This window comes from Streptomyces sp. NPDC050564 (assembly GCF_044457265.1).
Classification (GTDB): Bacteria; Actinomycetota; Actinomycetes; order Streptomycetales; family Streptomycetaceae; genus Streptomyces.
On sequence record NZ_JBITGS010000013.1, the window covers coordinates 227,598 to 243,619 of the forward strand.

The 16,022-nt window shown below is 72.0% G+C and carries 12 protein-coding genes; 8 read left to right on the forward strand and 4 right to left on the reverse strand.

Translation table 11 applies throughout. The features are described 5' to 3' along the window. Positions 1 to 228: 228 nt before the first annotated feature. The 7 genes from ACIBK0_RS22300 (at position 229) to ACIBK0_RS22330 (ending at position 7,962) form a co-directional block, all read left to right on the forward strand. Positions 229 to 699: a (2Fe-2S)-binding protein gene (locus tag ACIBK0_RS22300; protein ID WP_399082491.1), complete on the forward strand. Its 471-nt coding sequence runs from the start codon at positions 229 to 231 to the stop codon at positions 697 to 699. Next, complete coding sequence (locus ACIBK0_RS22305) at positions 696 to 3,077, forward strand: xanthine dehydrogenase family protein molybdopterin-binding subunit (RefSeq protein ID WP_399082494.1); 2,382 nt, start codon at positions 696 to 698, stop codon at positions 3,075 to 3,077. The genes ACIBK0_RS22300 and ACIBK0_RS22305 overlap by 4 nt, the downstream gene beginning before the upstream one ends. Beyond that, a complete protein-coding gene (locus tag ACIBK0_RS22310) occupies positions 3,074 to 3,928 on the forward strand; it encodes an FAD binding domain-containing protein (RefSeq protein ID WP_399082497.1) in 855 nt (284 codons plus the stop codon). The genes ACIBK0_RS22305 and ACIBK0_RS22310 overlap by 4 nt, the downstream gene beginning before the upstream one ends. A gap of 16 nt (positions 3,929 to 3,944) precedes the next feature. After that, on the forward strand, positions 3,945 to 4,835 hold the full coding sequence (locus ACIBK0_RS22315) for an AAA family ATPase (protein WP_399082500.1): 891 nt from the start codon (positions 3,945 to 3,947) through the stop codon (positions 4,833 to 4,835). 4 nt (positions 4,836 to 4,839) lie between these two features. Further along, on the forward strand, positions 4,840 to 5,961 hold the full coding sequence (locus ACIBK0_RS22320; protein WP_399082503.1) for a VWA domain-containing protein: 1,122 nt from the start codon (positions 4,840 to 4,842) through the stop codon (positions 5,959 to 5,961). Between the two features lie 144 nt (positions 5,962 to 6,105). Further along, positions 6,106 to 7,227, forward strand: a complete 1,122-nt coding sequence (locus tag ACIBK0_RS22325) for an XdhC family protein (protein WP_399082506.1) — start codon at positions 6,106 to 6,108, stop codon at positions 7,225 to 7,227. Positions 7,228 to 7,296: 69 nt separating this feature from the next. Next, positions 7,297 to 7,962, forward strand: coding sequence for an SRPBCC family protein (locus ACIBK0_RS22330; protein WP_399082634.1), 666 nt, complete (start codon positions 7,297 to 7,299; stop codon positions 7,960 to 7,962). Positions 7,963 to 7,967: 5 nt separating this feature from the next. On the opposite strand, the gene ACIBK0_RS22335 is transcribed toward ACIBK0_RS22330, so the two are convergent. From ACIBK0_RS22335 to ACIBK0_RS22345, 3 genes are all read right to left on the reverse strand, one after another. Then, complete coding sequence (locus tag ACIBK0_RS22335) at positions 7,968 to 8,885, reverse strand: aminoglycoside phosphotransferase family protein (RefSeq protein ID WP_399082509.1); 918 nt, start codon at positions 8,883 to 8,885, stop codon at positions 7,968 to 7,970. Between the two features lie 33 nt (positions 8,886 to 8,918). Continuing rightward, positions 8,919 to 9,425 carry a metallophosphoesterase family protein gene (locus ACIBK0_RS22340; RefSeq protein ID WP_399082512.1) on the reverse strand — a complete coding sequence of 169 codons (507 nt, stop codon included), beginning with the start codon at positions 9,423 to 9,425 and terminating at the stop codon, positions 8,919 to 8,921. A gap of 64 nt (positions 9,426 to 9,489) precedes the next feature. Then, the gene (locus tag ACIBK0_RS22345; RefSeq protein WP_399082516.1) at positions 9,490 to 11,922 is read right to left on the reverse strand and encodes a SpoIIE family protein phosphatase; all 2,433 of its coding nucleotides are present in this window, start codon (positions 11,920 to 11,922) and stop codon (positions 9,490 to 9,492) included. Between the two features lie 286 nt (positions 11,923 to 12,208). Between ACIBK0_RS22345 and ACIBK0_RS22350 the strand changes: the two genes are divergently transcribed. Further along, positions 12,209 to 14,368 carry a SpoIIE family protein phosphatase gene (locus ACIBK0_RS22350; protein WP_399082519.1) on the forward strand — a complete coding sequence of 720 codons (2,160 nt, stop codon included), beginning with the start codon at positions 12,209 to 12,211 and terminating at the stop codon, positions 14,366 to 14,368. A gap of 188 nt (positions 14,369 to 14,556) precedes the next feature. On the opposite strand, the gene ACIBK0_RS22355 is transcribed toward ACIBK0_RS22350, so the two are convergent. Continuing rightward, on the reverse strand, positions 14,557 to 15,948 hold the full coding sequence (locus ACIBK0_RS22355) for a S1 family peptidase (RefSeq protein ID WP_399082522.1): 1,392 nt from the start codon (positions 15,946 to 15,948) through the stop codon (positions 14,557 to 14,559). Positions 15,949 to 16,022 lie beyond the last annotated feature (74 nt).

The following is a 16,022-nucleotide window of genomic DNA, read 5'->3' on the forward strand; positions in this document are numbered from 1 at the left end:
AGTGGGAGTGATTCCTTCCTGGGTGGACATGAGCGGTGTGCGCATTGCTGCTCCTCGATCTTGGTCGACGCGTCCCTCGTAGTGCAGCAGCCGGCGGCCCCCGGCGGCAACGGATTAACGCTCAACAAATGCGTGCCGTAGCGCTCGCCCCCCTCGACAGGCGGCCTTAGAGTGACGCACGTCACGTAAAATGGCTGATACCCCTCACCTGGCTCTCTGGGAGGGCACATGACCCGCATTTCGGTGAAGGTGGACGGCACCACGTACGAGGACGAGGTCGAACCCCGCCTCCTCCTGGTCCACTACCTGCGAGACCGCCTCGGCCTGACCGGCACCCCCATCGGCTGCGACACGTCGAGCTGCGGGGCCTGCACGGTCGACCTCGACGGGGAGAGCGTCAAGAGCTGCTCGGTGCTCGCCGTCCAGGCCGACGGGAGCGAAGTGACGACGGTCCAGGGGCTCGCCCGGGACGGGGAGTGGCATCCGCTGCAGACGGCGTTCCACGAGCGGCACGCCCTGCAGTGCGGCTACTGCACACCGGGAATGATCATGGCCGCCCGGGATCTGCTCCGCGAGAACCCCGATCCGACCGCGGACGACGTGCGCCAGGCCCTGGAGGGCAACCTCTGCCGGTGCACCGGCTACCAGAACATCGTGCGCGCGGTCCTGGCCGCCTCCGGTCAGGAGGTCACGACATGACCGACCAGATCACCGAGCGTGAGGTCGGCCGCTCCCGGCCGCGCAAGGAGGACGCCCATCTCGTCACCGGCCAGACCAACTGGACGGACAACATCAGCGTCAACGGACTGCTGCACCTGGCGATTCTGCGCAGCCCCATGGCGCACGCCCGCATCGACCGGGTCGACGTGGCACCCGCGCGCGAGCGCCCCGGCGTGGTCGCCGCCTTCAGCGGCCGTGACCTGGCCGAAGGCCTCGGCTCACTGCCCTGCGCCTGGCCGGTCACCGAGGACATCGTCCTCCCGGACCACCCGCCGATCGCGGTCGACGAAGTCCGCTACGCGGGCGACCCGGTGGCCGTCGTCGTGGCCCGCGACCGGTACGCCGCCGCCGACGCCCTGGAAGCCGTCGAGGTCGACTACACGCCCCTGCCCCCGGTCCTCGACCTGGAGGCCGCTCTCACCGAGGACGCCCCGCTGGTCCATGCCGACAAGGGCACCAACCGCTGCTACGTCTGGCCCCTCGCCACCGGTGAGGACTACGCCTCGGTCCGGCAGCGCGCGGACGTGGTCCTCAAGCGCCGCTACGTCCAGCAGCGGCTCATCCCCAACGCGATGGAGCCGCGCGCGGTGGTCGTGACGCCACTGGCCGCCTCCGGCGAGTACACCGTCTACTCCGCCACCCAGATCCCGCACATCCTGCGCATCATGCTGTCCATGGTCACCGGCGTCCCCGAGCACAAGCTGCGGGTGATCGCTCCCGACGTGGGCGGCGGCTTCGGATCCAAGCTCCAGGTGTACGGCGAGGAGGCCCTCGCACTCGCCGTGGCGCAGCGGCTGGGCCGCCCGGTGAAGTGGACCGAGTCACGGTCCGAGGGGTATCTCGCCACCCATCACGGGCGCGGGATGATCCAGGACATCGAGATCGCCGCCACCGACGAGGGCAAGCTGCTCGGCCTCAAGGTCGATCTCCTCGCCGACATGGGGGCGTACCTCATGCTCGTGACGCCGGGCATCCCGATCCTGGGCGCCTTCATGTATCCGGCGATCTACAAGATGGACGCGTACGACTTCACGTGCACCGGCGTCTTCACGACCAAGACGCCCACGGACGCCTACCGCGGCGCCGGGCGTCCCGAGGCGACGTACGCCATCGAACGGATCATGGACGAGCTGGCCGTCGAACTCGGCCTGGATCCGATCGAGTTGAGGCGGCGCAACTGGATCCGCCACGAGGAGTTCCCGTACACGGCCGTCGCGGGGCTGACGTACGACAGCGGCAACTACGAGGCCGCCACCGACAAGGCGCTCGCGCTCTTCGGATACGACGAGCTGCGCTCCGAGCAGCAGAAACGCAACGAGCACGGTGACGTGGTGCGGCTCGGCATCGGTGTGTCCACGTACACCGAGATGTGCGGGCTCGCGCCCAGCCGGGTGCTGCGGGATCTGCGGTACGGGGCCGGCGGCTGGGAGGCGGCGAGCATCCGCATGCTGCCGACCGGCAAGGTCGAAGTGGTCACCGGCACCAGTCCGCACGGACAGGGGCATGTGACCTGCTGGAGCCAGATCGCCTCCGACGTCCTGGGAGTGCCCTTCGAAGACGTCGAGGTGGTGCACGGCGACACCAAGGCGGCGCCGCAGGGCATGGACACCTACGGCTCGCGCTCGCTCGTCGTCGGCGGGGCAGCCGTGCACCACGCCGCCCAGAAGGTGGTGGAGAAGGCGCGGAAGGTGGCCGCGCACCTCCTCGAAGCGAGCGAGCACGACCTGGAGTTCACGCACGGCGTGTTCTCCGTGAAGGGCTCGCCCGAGGCGCGCAAGACCATCCAGGAGATCGCCTTCGAGACGTTCTCCTCGCACGACCTGCCCGATGGCATGGAGCCCACCATCAACGCCGAGCACCTGGTCGACCCGGAGAACTTTTCCTACCCGCACGGCACCCACCTGTGTGCCGTCGAGGTCGACACCGAGACCGGACGGACCACCATCCGCTCGTACGTCTGCGTCGACGACGTCGGCCGGGCCGTCAACCCGATGATCGTCGAGGGGCAGGTGCACGGCGGAGTCGCGCAGGGCATCGCGCAGGCGCTGTACGAGGAGGCGGTGTACGACGACGAGGGCAACCTGGTGTCGGGCACCATGGCCGACTATCTGGTGCCCTCGGCGCCCGACCTGCCCGAGTTCGTGACGGACCGGACGGAGACGCCGGCCACCTCGAATCCCTTGGGTGCCAAGGGAGTCGGTGAGGCGGGGACCATCGCCTCGACGCCCGCGGTCGTCAACGCGATCGTGGACGCGCTGCGGCCGCTGGGGGTGACCGAGGTGGCGATGCCCTGTACGCCGCAGCGGGTCTGGGAGGCCATCGAGCAGGCTCGTTCCGGAAAGGACGGCTCAGCATGATTCCCCCGGCATTCGAGTACGCCAGGCCCGCGAGCGTGGAGGAGGCCGTGCGCACCCTCGCGGACGCGGGCGAGGACGCGAAGGTGCTGGCCGGCGGCCAGAGCCTTCTGCCGCTGCTGCGGCTGCGGCTGGCCTTTCCCGAACTGGTCGTCGACGTCGGCCGCATCGTGCAGCTGCGCGGGATCCGCGAGGACGAGGGAACGCTGATCATCGGCGCGATGACCTCGCACCACGACGTCATCCGCGATCCACGGGTCCGCCGGCATGCCGGGCTGCTCGCGGCGGCCACGGCAACGGTCGCCGACCCCGCCGTCCGCCATCGCGGCACCCTCGGCGGTTCGCTCGCACACGCCGACCCGGCCGGTGACCTGCCCGCCGTGATCCTCGCGCTCGACGCGACGCTGATCGCGGAGGGACCGGCGGGACGGCGCGCCATCCCCGCCCGCGAGTTCTTCGTGGACTATCTGCAGACAGCGCTGCGCCCGGATGAGCTTCTGGTGGAGGTGGAGATACCGACGGCCGACGGCTGGGGTTTCCACTACGAGAAGTTCCACCGGGTCGCACAGTCCTGGGCCGTGGTCGGCGTGGCAGCACTGGTGCGGCGCGACAACGGGCACATCGCCGAGGCCCGGATCGGGCTCACGAACATGGGCTCGACACCGCTGCGGGCCGGGGCCACGGAAGAGGCGCTCGTGGGCGCCGCGGCACCGGGCGCGGTGCAACGGGCTGCCGAGGTGGCGGCAGACGGGACGCATCCGTCGTCCGATCCCTCGGCCTCGCCCGCGTACCGCGCGCACCTCGCCCAAGTCCTGACCAAGCGGGCGGTGCTGGCCGCCGGCGGGATGGGGTGAGGAGCCCATCACCGGCATGGTCGTGGACGGCTTGAACGGTCCGGACGAGGTGCGGGCCCGACTGGAGAAGACCGGGTACCTCGTCGACGACGGGCTGGCCGTCGCCTGTTTCCTGGCACTGCGGCTGCACCGGCCGATCTTCTGCGAGGGCGACGCGGGCGTGGGAAAGACCGCGCTCGCGTCCGCCCTCGCCGAGGCGATCGGCGCTCCGCTGATCCGGTTGCAGTGCTACGAGGGCATCGACGCGTCGCAGGCCCTGTACGACTGGGACTTCCCGCGCCAGCTCCTGCACCTGCGGGCCGCCGAGGCGGCGGGCATCACGGACGCCGACCGGCTCGAAGGCGAGCTGTACGACCGACGGTTCCTCATCACCCGGCCCCTCCTGCAGGCGCTGGAAACCCATCCGTGCGTGCTGCTCGTCGACGAAGTGGACCGCGCGGACGACGAGTTCGAGGCGTTCCTGCTGGAGCTGCTGTCGGAGTACGCGGTCACCGTCCCCGAACTGGGCACGCTGCGCGCCGAGTCACCGCCCGTCGTGGTCCTCACCTCCAACCGCACCCGCGAGGTGCACGACGCACTGAAGCGACGCTGCCTCTACCACTGGTTCGACCACCCCGGCTTCGCCCGCGAACTCGCCATCGTCAGACGGAGGTTGCCGGAGGTCACCGCCCGGCTCGCCGAGCAGGTCACCGCGCTCGTCCAGGCCCTGCGCACCGAGGACCTGCTCAAACCGCCCGGGGTCGCGGAGACGATCGACTGGGCCGAGGCCCTGCACGCGCTGGGTGCGACCGAGATGGACGCCGAGCTGGCGGTGGCCACGCTGGGATCGGTGCTGAAGTACCGCGAGGACGCAGAGCGCGCCCGCGGCCTCGACCTGACGTCGATCCTTTCCGCCCGGGGGGCGTAGGACGATGGGACGCGAGGGCACCGTAGACGCGTCCGCCGTCCTGGTCGGGTTCGCCCGAGCCCTGCGCACGGCCGGTGTCGACGCCGCGCCCGACCGCGTACAGGCCTTCCTCGGCGCGCTCGGACTCCTCGATCCGGGCGTGCGATCCGATGTGTACTGGGCGGGACGGCTCACCCTGTGCGGGAGCCAGGACGACCTCGAACGCTACGAACGGGTCTTCGCGGCCTACTTCGGCACGAAGACGCAAGGCACCCCGACGCGGTCCACTCCCCCGCCACGCCTGCGCCTGGCCGTCCGCGACGCCGGTCCCGTGCCTCCCACGGCGACGCGAGCCCCGGAGGACGCCGTACCGACGGCCACGCTCGCCAGCTCCACCGACGTGCTGCGCCATCGCGACTTCGCCGGGCTCACGGCGGCCGAGCGGGAGCAACTGCGGCGGCTGCTGGCCGCCTTCCGGCTGCGCGGCGAGGTGCGGCGCTCCGCGCGGCGGCACCCGGCGCGGCGCGGCAGCGTGGATCCGGGACGTACCGTACGGGAGATGCTGCGGCGCGGCGGTGAGCCGGCCCGGCTGCGACTGCACGCCCGGGCCGAACGCCCCCGCCGGGTCGTGCTGCTCGTGGATGTGAGCGGCTCGATGGCCCCCTACGCGGACGCGCTGCTGCGGTTCGCGCACGCGGCCTCGCACGGCACGGGCACGGAGGTCTTCACCATCGGCACCCGGCTGACCCGGGTGACCCGCGAGCTCACGCACCGCGACCCCGACACGGCCATGGCGGCACTCGCGGCGGCGGTTCCCGACTGGCGCGGCGGCACTCGGCTCGGCGAGATGCTGCGCGGCTTCCTGGACCGCTGGGGCCGACGGGGCATGGCACGCGGCGCGGTCGTGGTGGTCCTCTCGGACGGCTGGGAGCGTGGCGATCCGGCCCTGCTCGCGACCCAGATGCGACGCTTGCACCGGCTCGCGCACCGGGTGATCTGGGCCAATCCGCGCAAGGCCCGTCCCGGCTACGCGCCCCTGGCCGGCGGAATGGCGGCGGCGCTGCCGAGCGTGGACGCCTTCGTCGAGGGGCACAGCCTGGCCGCGCTGGAGCGTCTGGCGGCTGTGGTGAGAGGAGCGGCCCCTTGAGGAGAACGGGATCCTGCGGACCTGGCGAGGCCTTGAGGAGAACCGGGTCCCGCAGAAATGGCGGACCTCTGAGAAGCACCGGGCCCTTCGGAAAGGGCGGACCCTTGAGGCAGCAGACCCACCCCGCGGTGAAGGGAACGAGCGATGCGTGACATCCTCCCGGCGCTCAACCAGTGGTACGCGGCGGGGTCGCCGTTCGGGCTCGCCACAGTGGTCTCGGTGAGCCGCAGCGCGCCCCGCGACCCGGGCGCGGCCATGGCCGTGGGCCCGGCCGACGAAGTCGTGGGCAGTGTGTCCGGCGGCTGTGTGGAGGGCGCGGTCTTCGAGCTGGCCCAGGACGTCGTGGAGTCCGGCGAGGCGCGTGTGGAGTCCTTCGGGTACAGCGATGAGGACGCGTTCGCCGTAGGGCTCACCTGCGGCGGCGAGATCACGCTGCTCGTCCGCCGGGTGTCCCCCGCCGACGACCCGTCCTTCGGCGCGGTGGCCGAGTCGGTGGCCGCGGGCCGCCCGGTGACGGTGGCGACGGTGATCGACGGACCGGCGCCGCTCGGGGCCACGCTCGCCCTATGGCCGGAGGAGGAGTCGGAGACCCCCTCCGGTGGGGTGTCGGGCTCCCTCGGGTCGCCGGGTCTGGACGTCGCCGTCGCCGCCGACGCGCGCGGTGAGCTGGCCCAGGGCGCCACGGTCCGGCGGCACTACGGGCCGCACGGCGAGCGCCGCGAGGACGCCGTCACGGTCTTCCTCAACTCCTTCGCGCCACCGCCCCGCATGCTGGTCTTCGGCGCGATCGACTACGCGGCCGCGGTGGCCCGGATCGGCGCCTTCCTGGGCTACCGGGTCACGGTGTGCGACGCCCGGCCGGTCTTCGCCACGCCGAAACGGTTCCCGGAGGGCGTGGAAGTGGTCGTCGACTGGCCGCACCGCTATCTGAGCGGTACGACGACCGACGCGCGCACGGTGATCTGCGTCCTCACCCACGACCCGAAGTTCGACGTGCCCCTGCTCGAGGAGGCGCTGCGCCGCCCGGCCGCGTACATCGGCGCGATGGGCAGCCGTCGTACGCACGACGAGCGGATGAAACGGCTGACCGATGCCGGTCTCTCCGAGCGTGATCTGTCCCGGCTGCGCTCGCCCCTCGGCCTCGACCTCGGGGCCCGTACGCCCGAGGAAGTCGCCGTGTCGGTCGCCGCGGAGGTCGTCGCGCTGCGGTGGGGCGGCAGCGGGGCGCCCCTGACGGCGACGGGCGGGGCGATCCATCCGAGGTAGCCCGATCCAGGAGCGGCCGCAGGAGCCCGATCCACGAGTGCTCCCGGTAGCTCGATCCAGGAGGAAATGATGGATCTGCACCACGAGTTCACAGTCCCCGTCCCGGTCGAGGACGCCTGGCGGGTGCTCCTCGACATCGAGCGGGTCGCCCCGTGCATGCCAGGCGCGACGGTCGATGACTACGACGGCAAGACCGTGACCGGCTCGGTGAAGGTGAAGGTGGGCCCGATCACGCTGACATACCGGGGCACCGCCGTCTTCGAGGAACAGGACGAGGCGGCGCACCGGATGGTGCTGATCGCCAGCGGCAAGGAGTCGCGCGGCCAGGGCACGGCACGGGCCAGGGTCACGGGCACGCTCAGCGAACGCGACGGCGGCACGGCCGTGTCGGTGGAGACCGATCTGACGGTGACGGGGCGTCCGGCACAGTTCGGACGCGGGGTCATGGCGGAGGTGGGCGACAAGCTGGTGGGGCGGTTCGCGGACTGTCTCTCCGAGCGCCTCGAGGAATCCGGCCGCCCCGAAGAAGCGCCCGACCGAGCCGCGGAACCCAGCCAACGCGAAGAATTCGAGCCGCTCGACGCGCCCTCGGTTGCGGTGCGCTCCGAGGCGGAGCCGATCGACCTGATCAGGACGGCGGGGGTGCCGGTCGCCAAGCGGTTGATCGTGGCGGTCGCCGCGGCCGTCGCCGCGGCACTGGTGTTCTTGCGCCTACGACGCCGTCGGCGCCCCTGAGCCGGTCAGCGGGCCGCATCGCGGTGATCGGCGATCACCTGCTCCAGGTGGTGCAGCGCCGCGGTCACCCGAGCCGGGTCCTTCTGGAAGAACGGGTCGTCCGGCACGGGCAGGGATCCGGCGAGCGCCCAGCCGCGCCCCCGCGCCCAGGTCGCGTCGTCCAGATCGAGCGCGGCGCGGAAAGCGCCGCGTGCCTGGGCGGGCAGGAACATCCACGCGGGCAGCAGATCGACGGCAGGGTCGCCCACCGCGAGCGTCCCGAAGTCGATGACCGCGCTCAACCGGCCGTCGACAGCGAGGAGATTGCCGGTCGCCAGGTCACCGTGGATCCACACCGGCGGCGCGTCCCACGCGGGCGCCGCGAGCGCCGCTTCCCACACCTCCGTCACCGCGTCGGTGTCGACCATGCCCTTGAGCGCCTCGATCTTGGGGCGGACCCGCGCTTCGGCCGCCAGGGAGTCCCGCTCGTCCCCCATCGGCACACCGCGGAACGCGTTGCTCGGCTCGGGGCCGGGACCGCCGGTGGCGTCGAGTTTGTGCAGCGCGGTGATGAACCCGGCGAGCTGCACGGCCGCCGCGACCGGATCGACGAGGCCTTCCGTCGTGGCCGGCTCCCCCTCCAGCCATCGGTAGACGGACCAGGGGTACGGGTATCCCTCGCCCGGCTCCCCCTTCGCCACCGGTTCGGACACGCGCAGCGGCAGGTGCGGCGCGAGAAGCGGCAGCCACCTGTGCTCGCGTTCCACCTGGCCGACCCAGTGGGAGTAGCGCGGCAGCCGTACGGACAGGTCCTCGCCCAGCCGGAAGGTCGCGTTGTCCATGCCCGACAACGGGACGGGTGACAGGGGCAGTTCGGCCCACTGGGGGAACTGCGCCGCGAGCAGGCGGCGTACGAGATCGGCGTCGATCAACACGCCGTCCATCTCACTGGGCGCGGCCGTCAGCCGTCCACTCAATTAACCGGTGCGCGGCGGCAGTCGGTGCAGTGTCACGTCGGTGAGCCGACCGTCCGCCGCTGTCGCGGTCATGTAGGTGCAGTGGGGCTGGCGGCGGCGGTCGGTCGGCGAGCCGGGGTTGAGCAGGCGCAGGCCGGTCTCCGTTGTCGTGTCCCAGGGGATGTGGCTGTGCCCGAAGACCAGGACATCGAGGTCGGGAAAGCGCTCCGTGCACCGGTGCTCGCGGCCCTGGGCGGCACCGGTCTCGTGGACGACTGCGAAACGCAGGCCGCCCATTTCGGCGCGGGCGACCTCGGGGAGGCGGGCGCGCAGGGCCGGGCCGTCGTTGTTGCCGTACACGCCGAGGACCGCGCGGGAGCGGTCCTCCAGCAGGTCGAGGGTGGCGGTGTCCACCCAGTCACCCGCGTGCACGACGACGTCGGCGAGCGGGAGTTCGGCGAGGAGCTGTGCAGGCAGTTCCTTCGCCCGCTTCGGGAGGTGGGTGTCGGACATCAGCAGAAGACGCACACCCTCAGGGTGTCACTCCCCCGTGATTCCGCCTCGTGCACCCCACGGCTCACCGCGCACGCGGTCACTCCAACAGGACCTCGCTCCACACCTGCTTCCCGCCGCTCACCGGCACCGTCCCCCAGGCCGCCGACATGGCCTCGACCAGGAGGATGCCGCGGCCGCCGGTGGCCTCCCAGCCGATGCTGGTGGGCTTGATCGGCGTGCGCGGCGAGTTGTCGGCGACCGAGACCCGCAGCCGGTGGTTGATCAGGGTGAGGTCGAGCCGGACCTGACCGTCGGTGTGCACGAGGGCGTTGGTGACGAGTTCGGAGACGACGAGGAGTACGGCGTCCAGGTTGTCGCTCACGCCCCAGGTGCGCAGGGTGCGCCGGGTGAAGCGGCGGGCGTGCCGGACCGCCTCGGGGACGCGCCAGACGGTCCAGCTCTCGCGGAGCGGGCGCGTCGCCAGGCCGTCGTAGCGCATCAGGAGCAGGGCCACGTCGTCGCTGCGGTTGGCGTCGGCGAGCAGTGCGTCGGCGACGAGTCCGAGGTGGGCGGGGTCGGAGCGGGCCAGTTCCGAGGCGAGCCGGTTCAGGCCGTCCTCGATGTCGACCTCGACGGACTCGACGAGACCGTCCGTGGTCAGGGCCACGATCGTGCCGGGCTGGAGCCGCAGAGGGGTCATCGGGAAGTCCGCCTGGGTGACGACGCCGAGCGGCGGCCCGCCCTCGGACTCGGGAACCTCGGTGCGGCCGTCCGGGTGACGCAGCACCGGCGGCAGATGTCCGGCGCGGACGTACCAGGCGGAGCCCTCCTCCATGTCCACATCGACGTAGCAGCAGGTGGCGAAGAGGTCCGTCTCGAGGTCCATGAGGAGACGATTGGCGTGCGAGACCACTACGTCCGGGGGATGCCCCTCGATGGCGTAGGCGCGCAGCGCCGTGCGCATCTGGCCCATGAGGGTCGCGGCCGAGGCGTTGTGTCCCTGGACGTCACCGATGACGAGGGCGACGTGGTTGTCGGGCAGCGGGATCACGTCGTACCAGTCGCCGCCGACCTCCAGACCCGCCGTGGTCGGAAGGTAGCGGGCGACGGCGACCGCGCCGGGCAGCTGGGGCAGGCGGCGCGGGAGCAGCGTGCGCTGGAGCATGCCGATGAGTTCGTGTTCGGCGTCGAAGGCGTGGGCGCGCATCAACGCCTGCCCCGCGAGACCCGCGGCCGCCGTGAGCAGGGCGCGCTCGTCGGGGCCGAAGTCGTGCGGACTGTCCCAGCCGATCAGACAGGCACCGGCCATGCGTCCGCCGGCCGGCAGCGGCAGGACGGCGAGGCCGCCGGGGCCGACCTCGGCGAGCGCCGGCTCCAGGGACGCCCCGGCGGGCCAGACGGCGGGCCGCCCCTCGCTCAGCGCCGCGGCGAGCGTCGGCATGGCGCGGACGGGCGCGTCCGGCCACTCCGAGCGCCATTCGGTGCGCCACAGCTCGGGCCAGGACTCGGGCTCGGGCGGGTCGAGGACGGTGACGACGAGTCGGTCGCCCTCCAGTCCGGCGAGGGCGATGCGGTCGGCCCTGAGGGGTTTGCGCAGGGCGTCGACCACGGCCCGGCCGACGTCGCGGACGGTGCCCGCGGTGGCGAGGGCCGTGGCGAGCCGCTGGACACGGGCCACGTCGTTCACGCCGGAGCGCAGCTTCGAGGCGTCGAAGACCGTGCCAACGAGTCGCGCCGGGCGGCCTTCGCCACCGGGCAGCAGGCGGGCGCGCAGCCGCAGCCAGCGCTGTCCGCCGGACGGCTGCAGAATGCGGAACTCCAGCTCGCGGTCGCCGATGGACATGTGGTCAGGTTCCACGGCGGACATCAGCGAGGGCAGGTCCTCCGGCACGGTCATCGACAGCAGCGTCTCCACCTTGCCGTCGAAGTCGTCCGGGTCCAGGCCGAACAGCTCCAGCATCTCGTCGTCGACCTCGACGTGCCCGGTGTCCATGGCGAGGCTGAAGGAGCTGGCGGGCAGGTCCGCGATGTCCTCCGCCGCGGCGGGTGGTGGGCAGACGACGGCCTCGGCCAGCAGTCCCAGGTACTCCCGGTCCTCGGAGCCGAAGCCGCCCGGGTTCTCGCTGACGGCGGCCAGGCAGCCGCCGTCCCGCAGCGGCAGCACACCCAGCGAGAACTCCTGGGACGGAAGCCGCCGGGCGTCCGCGCAGCGGCCGATCTCCTCCGGGCCGAGCCACAGCGGCCGGCCCGAGCGGTGGGCGTCCACCGCGGGGGACCGACCGGCGAGCGGATAGCTGTCGCGCAGCCCGTACAACATCCTCGGCACCCCGGCGGACTCGGCCAGGTGCAGTTCCTCGCCGCTCTCGCTCGGTGAGTACACCGCCGCCAGGGTCGCGGTGGTGTAGACCAGCGCCTGTTCGAGGACGCGACGCAGCCGCTCGCGCGGCTCCAGGTCCGTGGTGAGCGTCTTGAGGGCAAGTTCGGCACGCAGCGTTCTCGTTCTGCGTTCCGCAGCGCCCTCACTGACCACGTCCGCAATTACAGCGCTTCCGGGACGCTCGCGCAGCCCCTGTGACCGTTCCGAGGCTGTCGGGCCTGCGGCTCGCTGTCACCGCGCGGCTTCTCGGCGCAGTGCGGGATGCCGTTCCGAGCCTGGCGGGCCTGCGGCTCGCTGTCACCGCGTGGCTTCTCGGCGCAGTGCGGGATCCCGGGTGGCTGTCGGCGTGCGGCGCGTCGGCGAGTCCGCTCGCCGTGCGGGACGGGCCGCCAGGAGAGAGCCTTGACCCCTGGGATCTGTCGCGCGGCCCTGCGAGGAGGTGGTCGGCGTGTCCGACTGGCAGGGGTCCGGGCAGGCGCCGGCGGGGGGCCCACCGGCGCCGGTCGGACGGCCGCTGCTGTCGCTGACGCTGGCCGCGATGATGGACGACGTGCACGCCCACTCCGGCGCGGTCTACCTGCTGGCGCCCCACGAACCGGTCCTGGAAATGGCGGTCATGGCGGGGCTGCCCAGGGCCTTCGCCGCACCGTGGGAGCGGGTGGGGCTGAGCGCGCCGATCCCGGTGGCCGAGGCAGTGCGCGAGCGGCGGCTGATCTGGGTCAGCGGCGAGGAACAGATGGCCGGCCGCTATCCGCGCATCGCCGTGGTGCTCCCCTATCCGTTCGCGCTGGCGGCGCTCCCCGTGGCGACCGAGAACAGGGCATACGGCGCCGTCTTCGTGACCTGGCCCGGCTCCCACCCGCCGGAGTTGTCCGACCGGGAACGCGGCCATCTCACTGCGGCCTGCGACCGGCTCGCACTGCGCCTGGAGCGGGCCGCCAAGGAGCACCGTCCCGTGCAACCCGAGCCGGACCTGCTGGCACCCGCCACCACGGCGACCGTGGCCGGCACACTCGGCACGGTGGAGGCCGCACGGATGGTGGCGCGGCTGCCGTACGGGCTGTGCGCGCTGGATCTGCACGGGCGGATCAGCTACGCGAACACGGCGACGGCCGAGCTGCTCGGGGTCACGGTCAGCGGATTGCTGGGCACCCAGCTGTGGGCGGCGGTTCCCTGGCTCAACGACCCCGTCTACGAGGACCGCTACCGTGCCGCACTGCTCAGCCAGCAGGTGACGTCGTTCGTGGCGCTGCGGCCACCCGGCGACTGGTTGTCGTTCCGCCTGTATCCCAGTACGAACGGGTTGAGCGTGCGTATCTCGCGGACCCGGGCGGTGGCCGAGATGACCCGTGCCGGGTCGCGGCGCGGCGACGACACACCGCACCTGGTCACCATCTCCCATGTGCTGAGTCTGGCGAGCGCGCTCACGGAGGCGGCAGGCGTGCAGGACGTGGTGCAGCTGGTCGCGGACGAGATCGCGCCCGCTGTCGGCAGCCAGGCTCTGGTCCTGCTCGGCACGCGGGCCGGGCGCCTCCATGTGCTCGGGCATCGGGGCTATCCGGAGCCGCACATCGTGGAGCGCTTCGACGGAATACCGCTCAGCGCGCAGACCCCTGGTACCCATGCGCTGAACTCCGGCGTTCCCGCCTTCTTCGACTCGCGTCAGCAACTGGAGCGTATCTACCCGTCCCGGAACACGACGCCGGACGGCATGGCCGCGTGGGCCTATCTGCCGCTCATCGCGTCCGGGCGGCCGGTGGGCACCTGCGTGCTGGCGTATGTCCAGCCGCACACCTTCCCCGCCGATGAGCGTGCCGTCCTGACGAGTCTGGGCGGCCTGATCGCGCAGGCGCTGGAGCGTGCCCTCCTCTACGACGCCAAGCTCCAGCTGGCGCACGGTCTGCAGGCCGCGCTGCTGCCGCACTCGTTGCCGTCGCTGCCCTCGATCGAGGCGGCCGCGCGCTATCTGCCGGCCACTCAGGGCATGGACATCGGCGGGGACTTCTACGACCTGGTGGCCTCGCCCGGCCTGGCCGCGGCGGTGATCGGCGATGTGCAGGGCCACAACGTGACGGCGGCGGGCCTGATGGGGCAGATCCGCACCGCCGTACGGGCGTACACGACCGTCGGTCAGCCGCCGGAGGAGGTGATGCGGAGCACCAACCGGCTGCTGATCGACCTGGGCACCGACCTCTTCGCCAGCTGTCTGTATCTGCGTCTGGACCCCGCGCGCGAGGTGGCCGTCATGGCGCGCGCGGGTCATCCGCCGCCGTTGCTGCGGCGGCCGGACGGCAAGGTCCGGGTACTCGACCTGGCCGGCGGCCCGCTGCTCGGGATCGACGCGTCGGCCACGTATCCGACGACCGAGGTGCCGCTCACCCCCGGCTCCGTGCTCGCCCTCTATACCGATGGTCTGATCGAGTCTCCCGGCGTCGACATCGAGGACACCCTCGCCGACCTCGGCCGACGGCTCGCCGAGTCCGGCGACCAGCCCCTGGACGCGCTGGCCGACAGCCTCGTACAGCACGGCAGGACGTCGGCGCAGGAGCGACCCGACGATGTCGCGCTGCTCCTCCTGCGGGCGCGGCCACCCGACTGACGCGCCCTGCAGGACCCGTAGGAGGAGCCGTCCGGTGAGGCGGCCATGGGCAGCCCGAACGCGGGAAGTCCAGACGCGGGAAGTCCAGACGCGGGAAGTCCGGCCCTCCCGCCGGAGGGCCGGACCCGTCCACTGCCGACCGGGACCGCTGTTCCGCGGCCGGGTCAGTGGTTCGTGGTGACCGACCGTCAGGGGGTGGAGGTCACCAGGCCCGAGCCGTCGTCCATACCGGTGCCGGACTGATCGCCCGCGGCTCCGCTCGGGTCCGCGGCGCCACCGGCCTGGTCGCCCGCGCCACCTGCCTGGTCGTCAGCACCGCCGGCCTGGTCGCCCGCGCCCGCAGGGTCACTGGCACCGGCGCTCGGGTCGGCCGCGCCCGCCGGGTCGCTGGCACTGGCGCTCGGGTCGGCCGCGCCGCCGTCACCGGCCCCGGCGTCTCCCGCGCCGAGCGTCGCACCGACCGCCGCCAGCGCGGTCGTGACGGGCTGGAAGAAGGTCTCACCGCCGGTGGTGCAGTCACCGCTGCCGCCCGAGGTGAGGCCGATCGCGCTGCCGTCCTGGGTGAACAGAGAGCCGCCGCTGTCACCCGCCTCGGCGCAGACGTCGGTCTGAATGAGACCGGTGACGGTGTCGACACCATTGGGGTCGGTCTCGCTCTGGAAGTTGACGGTGGCGTCGAGACCGGTGACCGAGCCGTCGTGCAGACCGGTGGTGCTGCCCATCCGGAGGACCTGCTGACCGACTGTGGCCTCCGCCGCCTGGGTGATCTGGACGGTCTGCCCGTTGCCTGCGTTGACCTCGCTCGGCGCCTGGGTGTTGGGGTCGTCGTACTTCACGAGTGAGAAGTCACCGGCGCCGGGGAAGGTCGCCTGGTCGACGGTCGCGATCGGCTGGCCGTTCTGCGAGTCCGACCACTGCTTGGCCGCGACACCGCAGTGCCCGGCGGTCAGGAAGGCGGGGCTGCCGTCGCTCGCGGTGACGTTGAAACCGAGGGAGCAACGCACACCGCCGCCGTTCGCCTGGGCGAAGATGGCGTCACCGCCCGACACGAACGTCTTGAACGAGCCGGCGGACTTCTTGACGGCGGCCACACCGGAGCCGAGCGAGTCGACGGTCGACGTCAGCTTGTTCCACTTGGCACCCGTGACCGTACTGTCGGCGGTGACCTGGATCTTGTTGGTCTTCGGGTCGACGGCCCACGCGGTGCCCGGGATCGTCGCGTCCGACTTCAGCGTCTTGGCGGCGGCCTGGAGTGCGGAGGTGCTGTTCTGTACCTGGTTGGCGACGGCGCCGGCCTTCTCGATCTGGTTGACGACATTGCTGTTGTCGCCGACGACATTGATGACGAGCTGCTGCTTCGAGGAGTCGTAGTACGACCCGGCGAAGGCGTCGCCCAACTGGGAGGCGAGCTGCGAGGCGACGTCCCCGACATCGGTCGCCTTGAATGTCTTGGGGGTGGCGTCGTCCGAGTTCGACTGGGACGCGTTGGCATTGGGCAGCAGAAGTGCCGCCGCTCCGAGCGCCGCCACGCTTCCTGCCGCGAGGGCGGCCTTGCGCTTGGGTATCCGTTTGTGACTCAACTCTTGACCTCCTGGGGACGGGGTCGATGCCGCCGTCCGGCAGCTGACTGGGGGGCGCCTGGATGGTTGTTGAT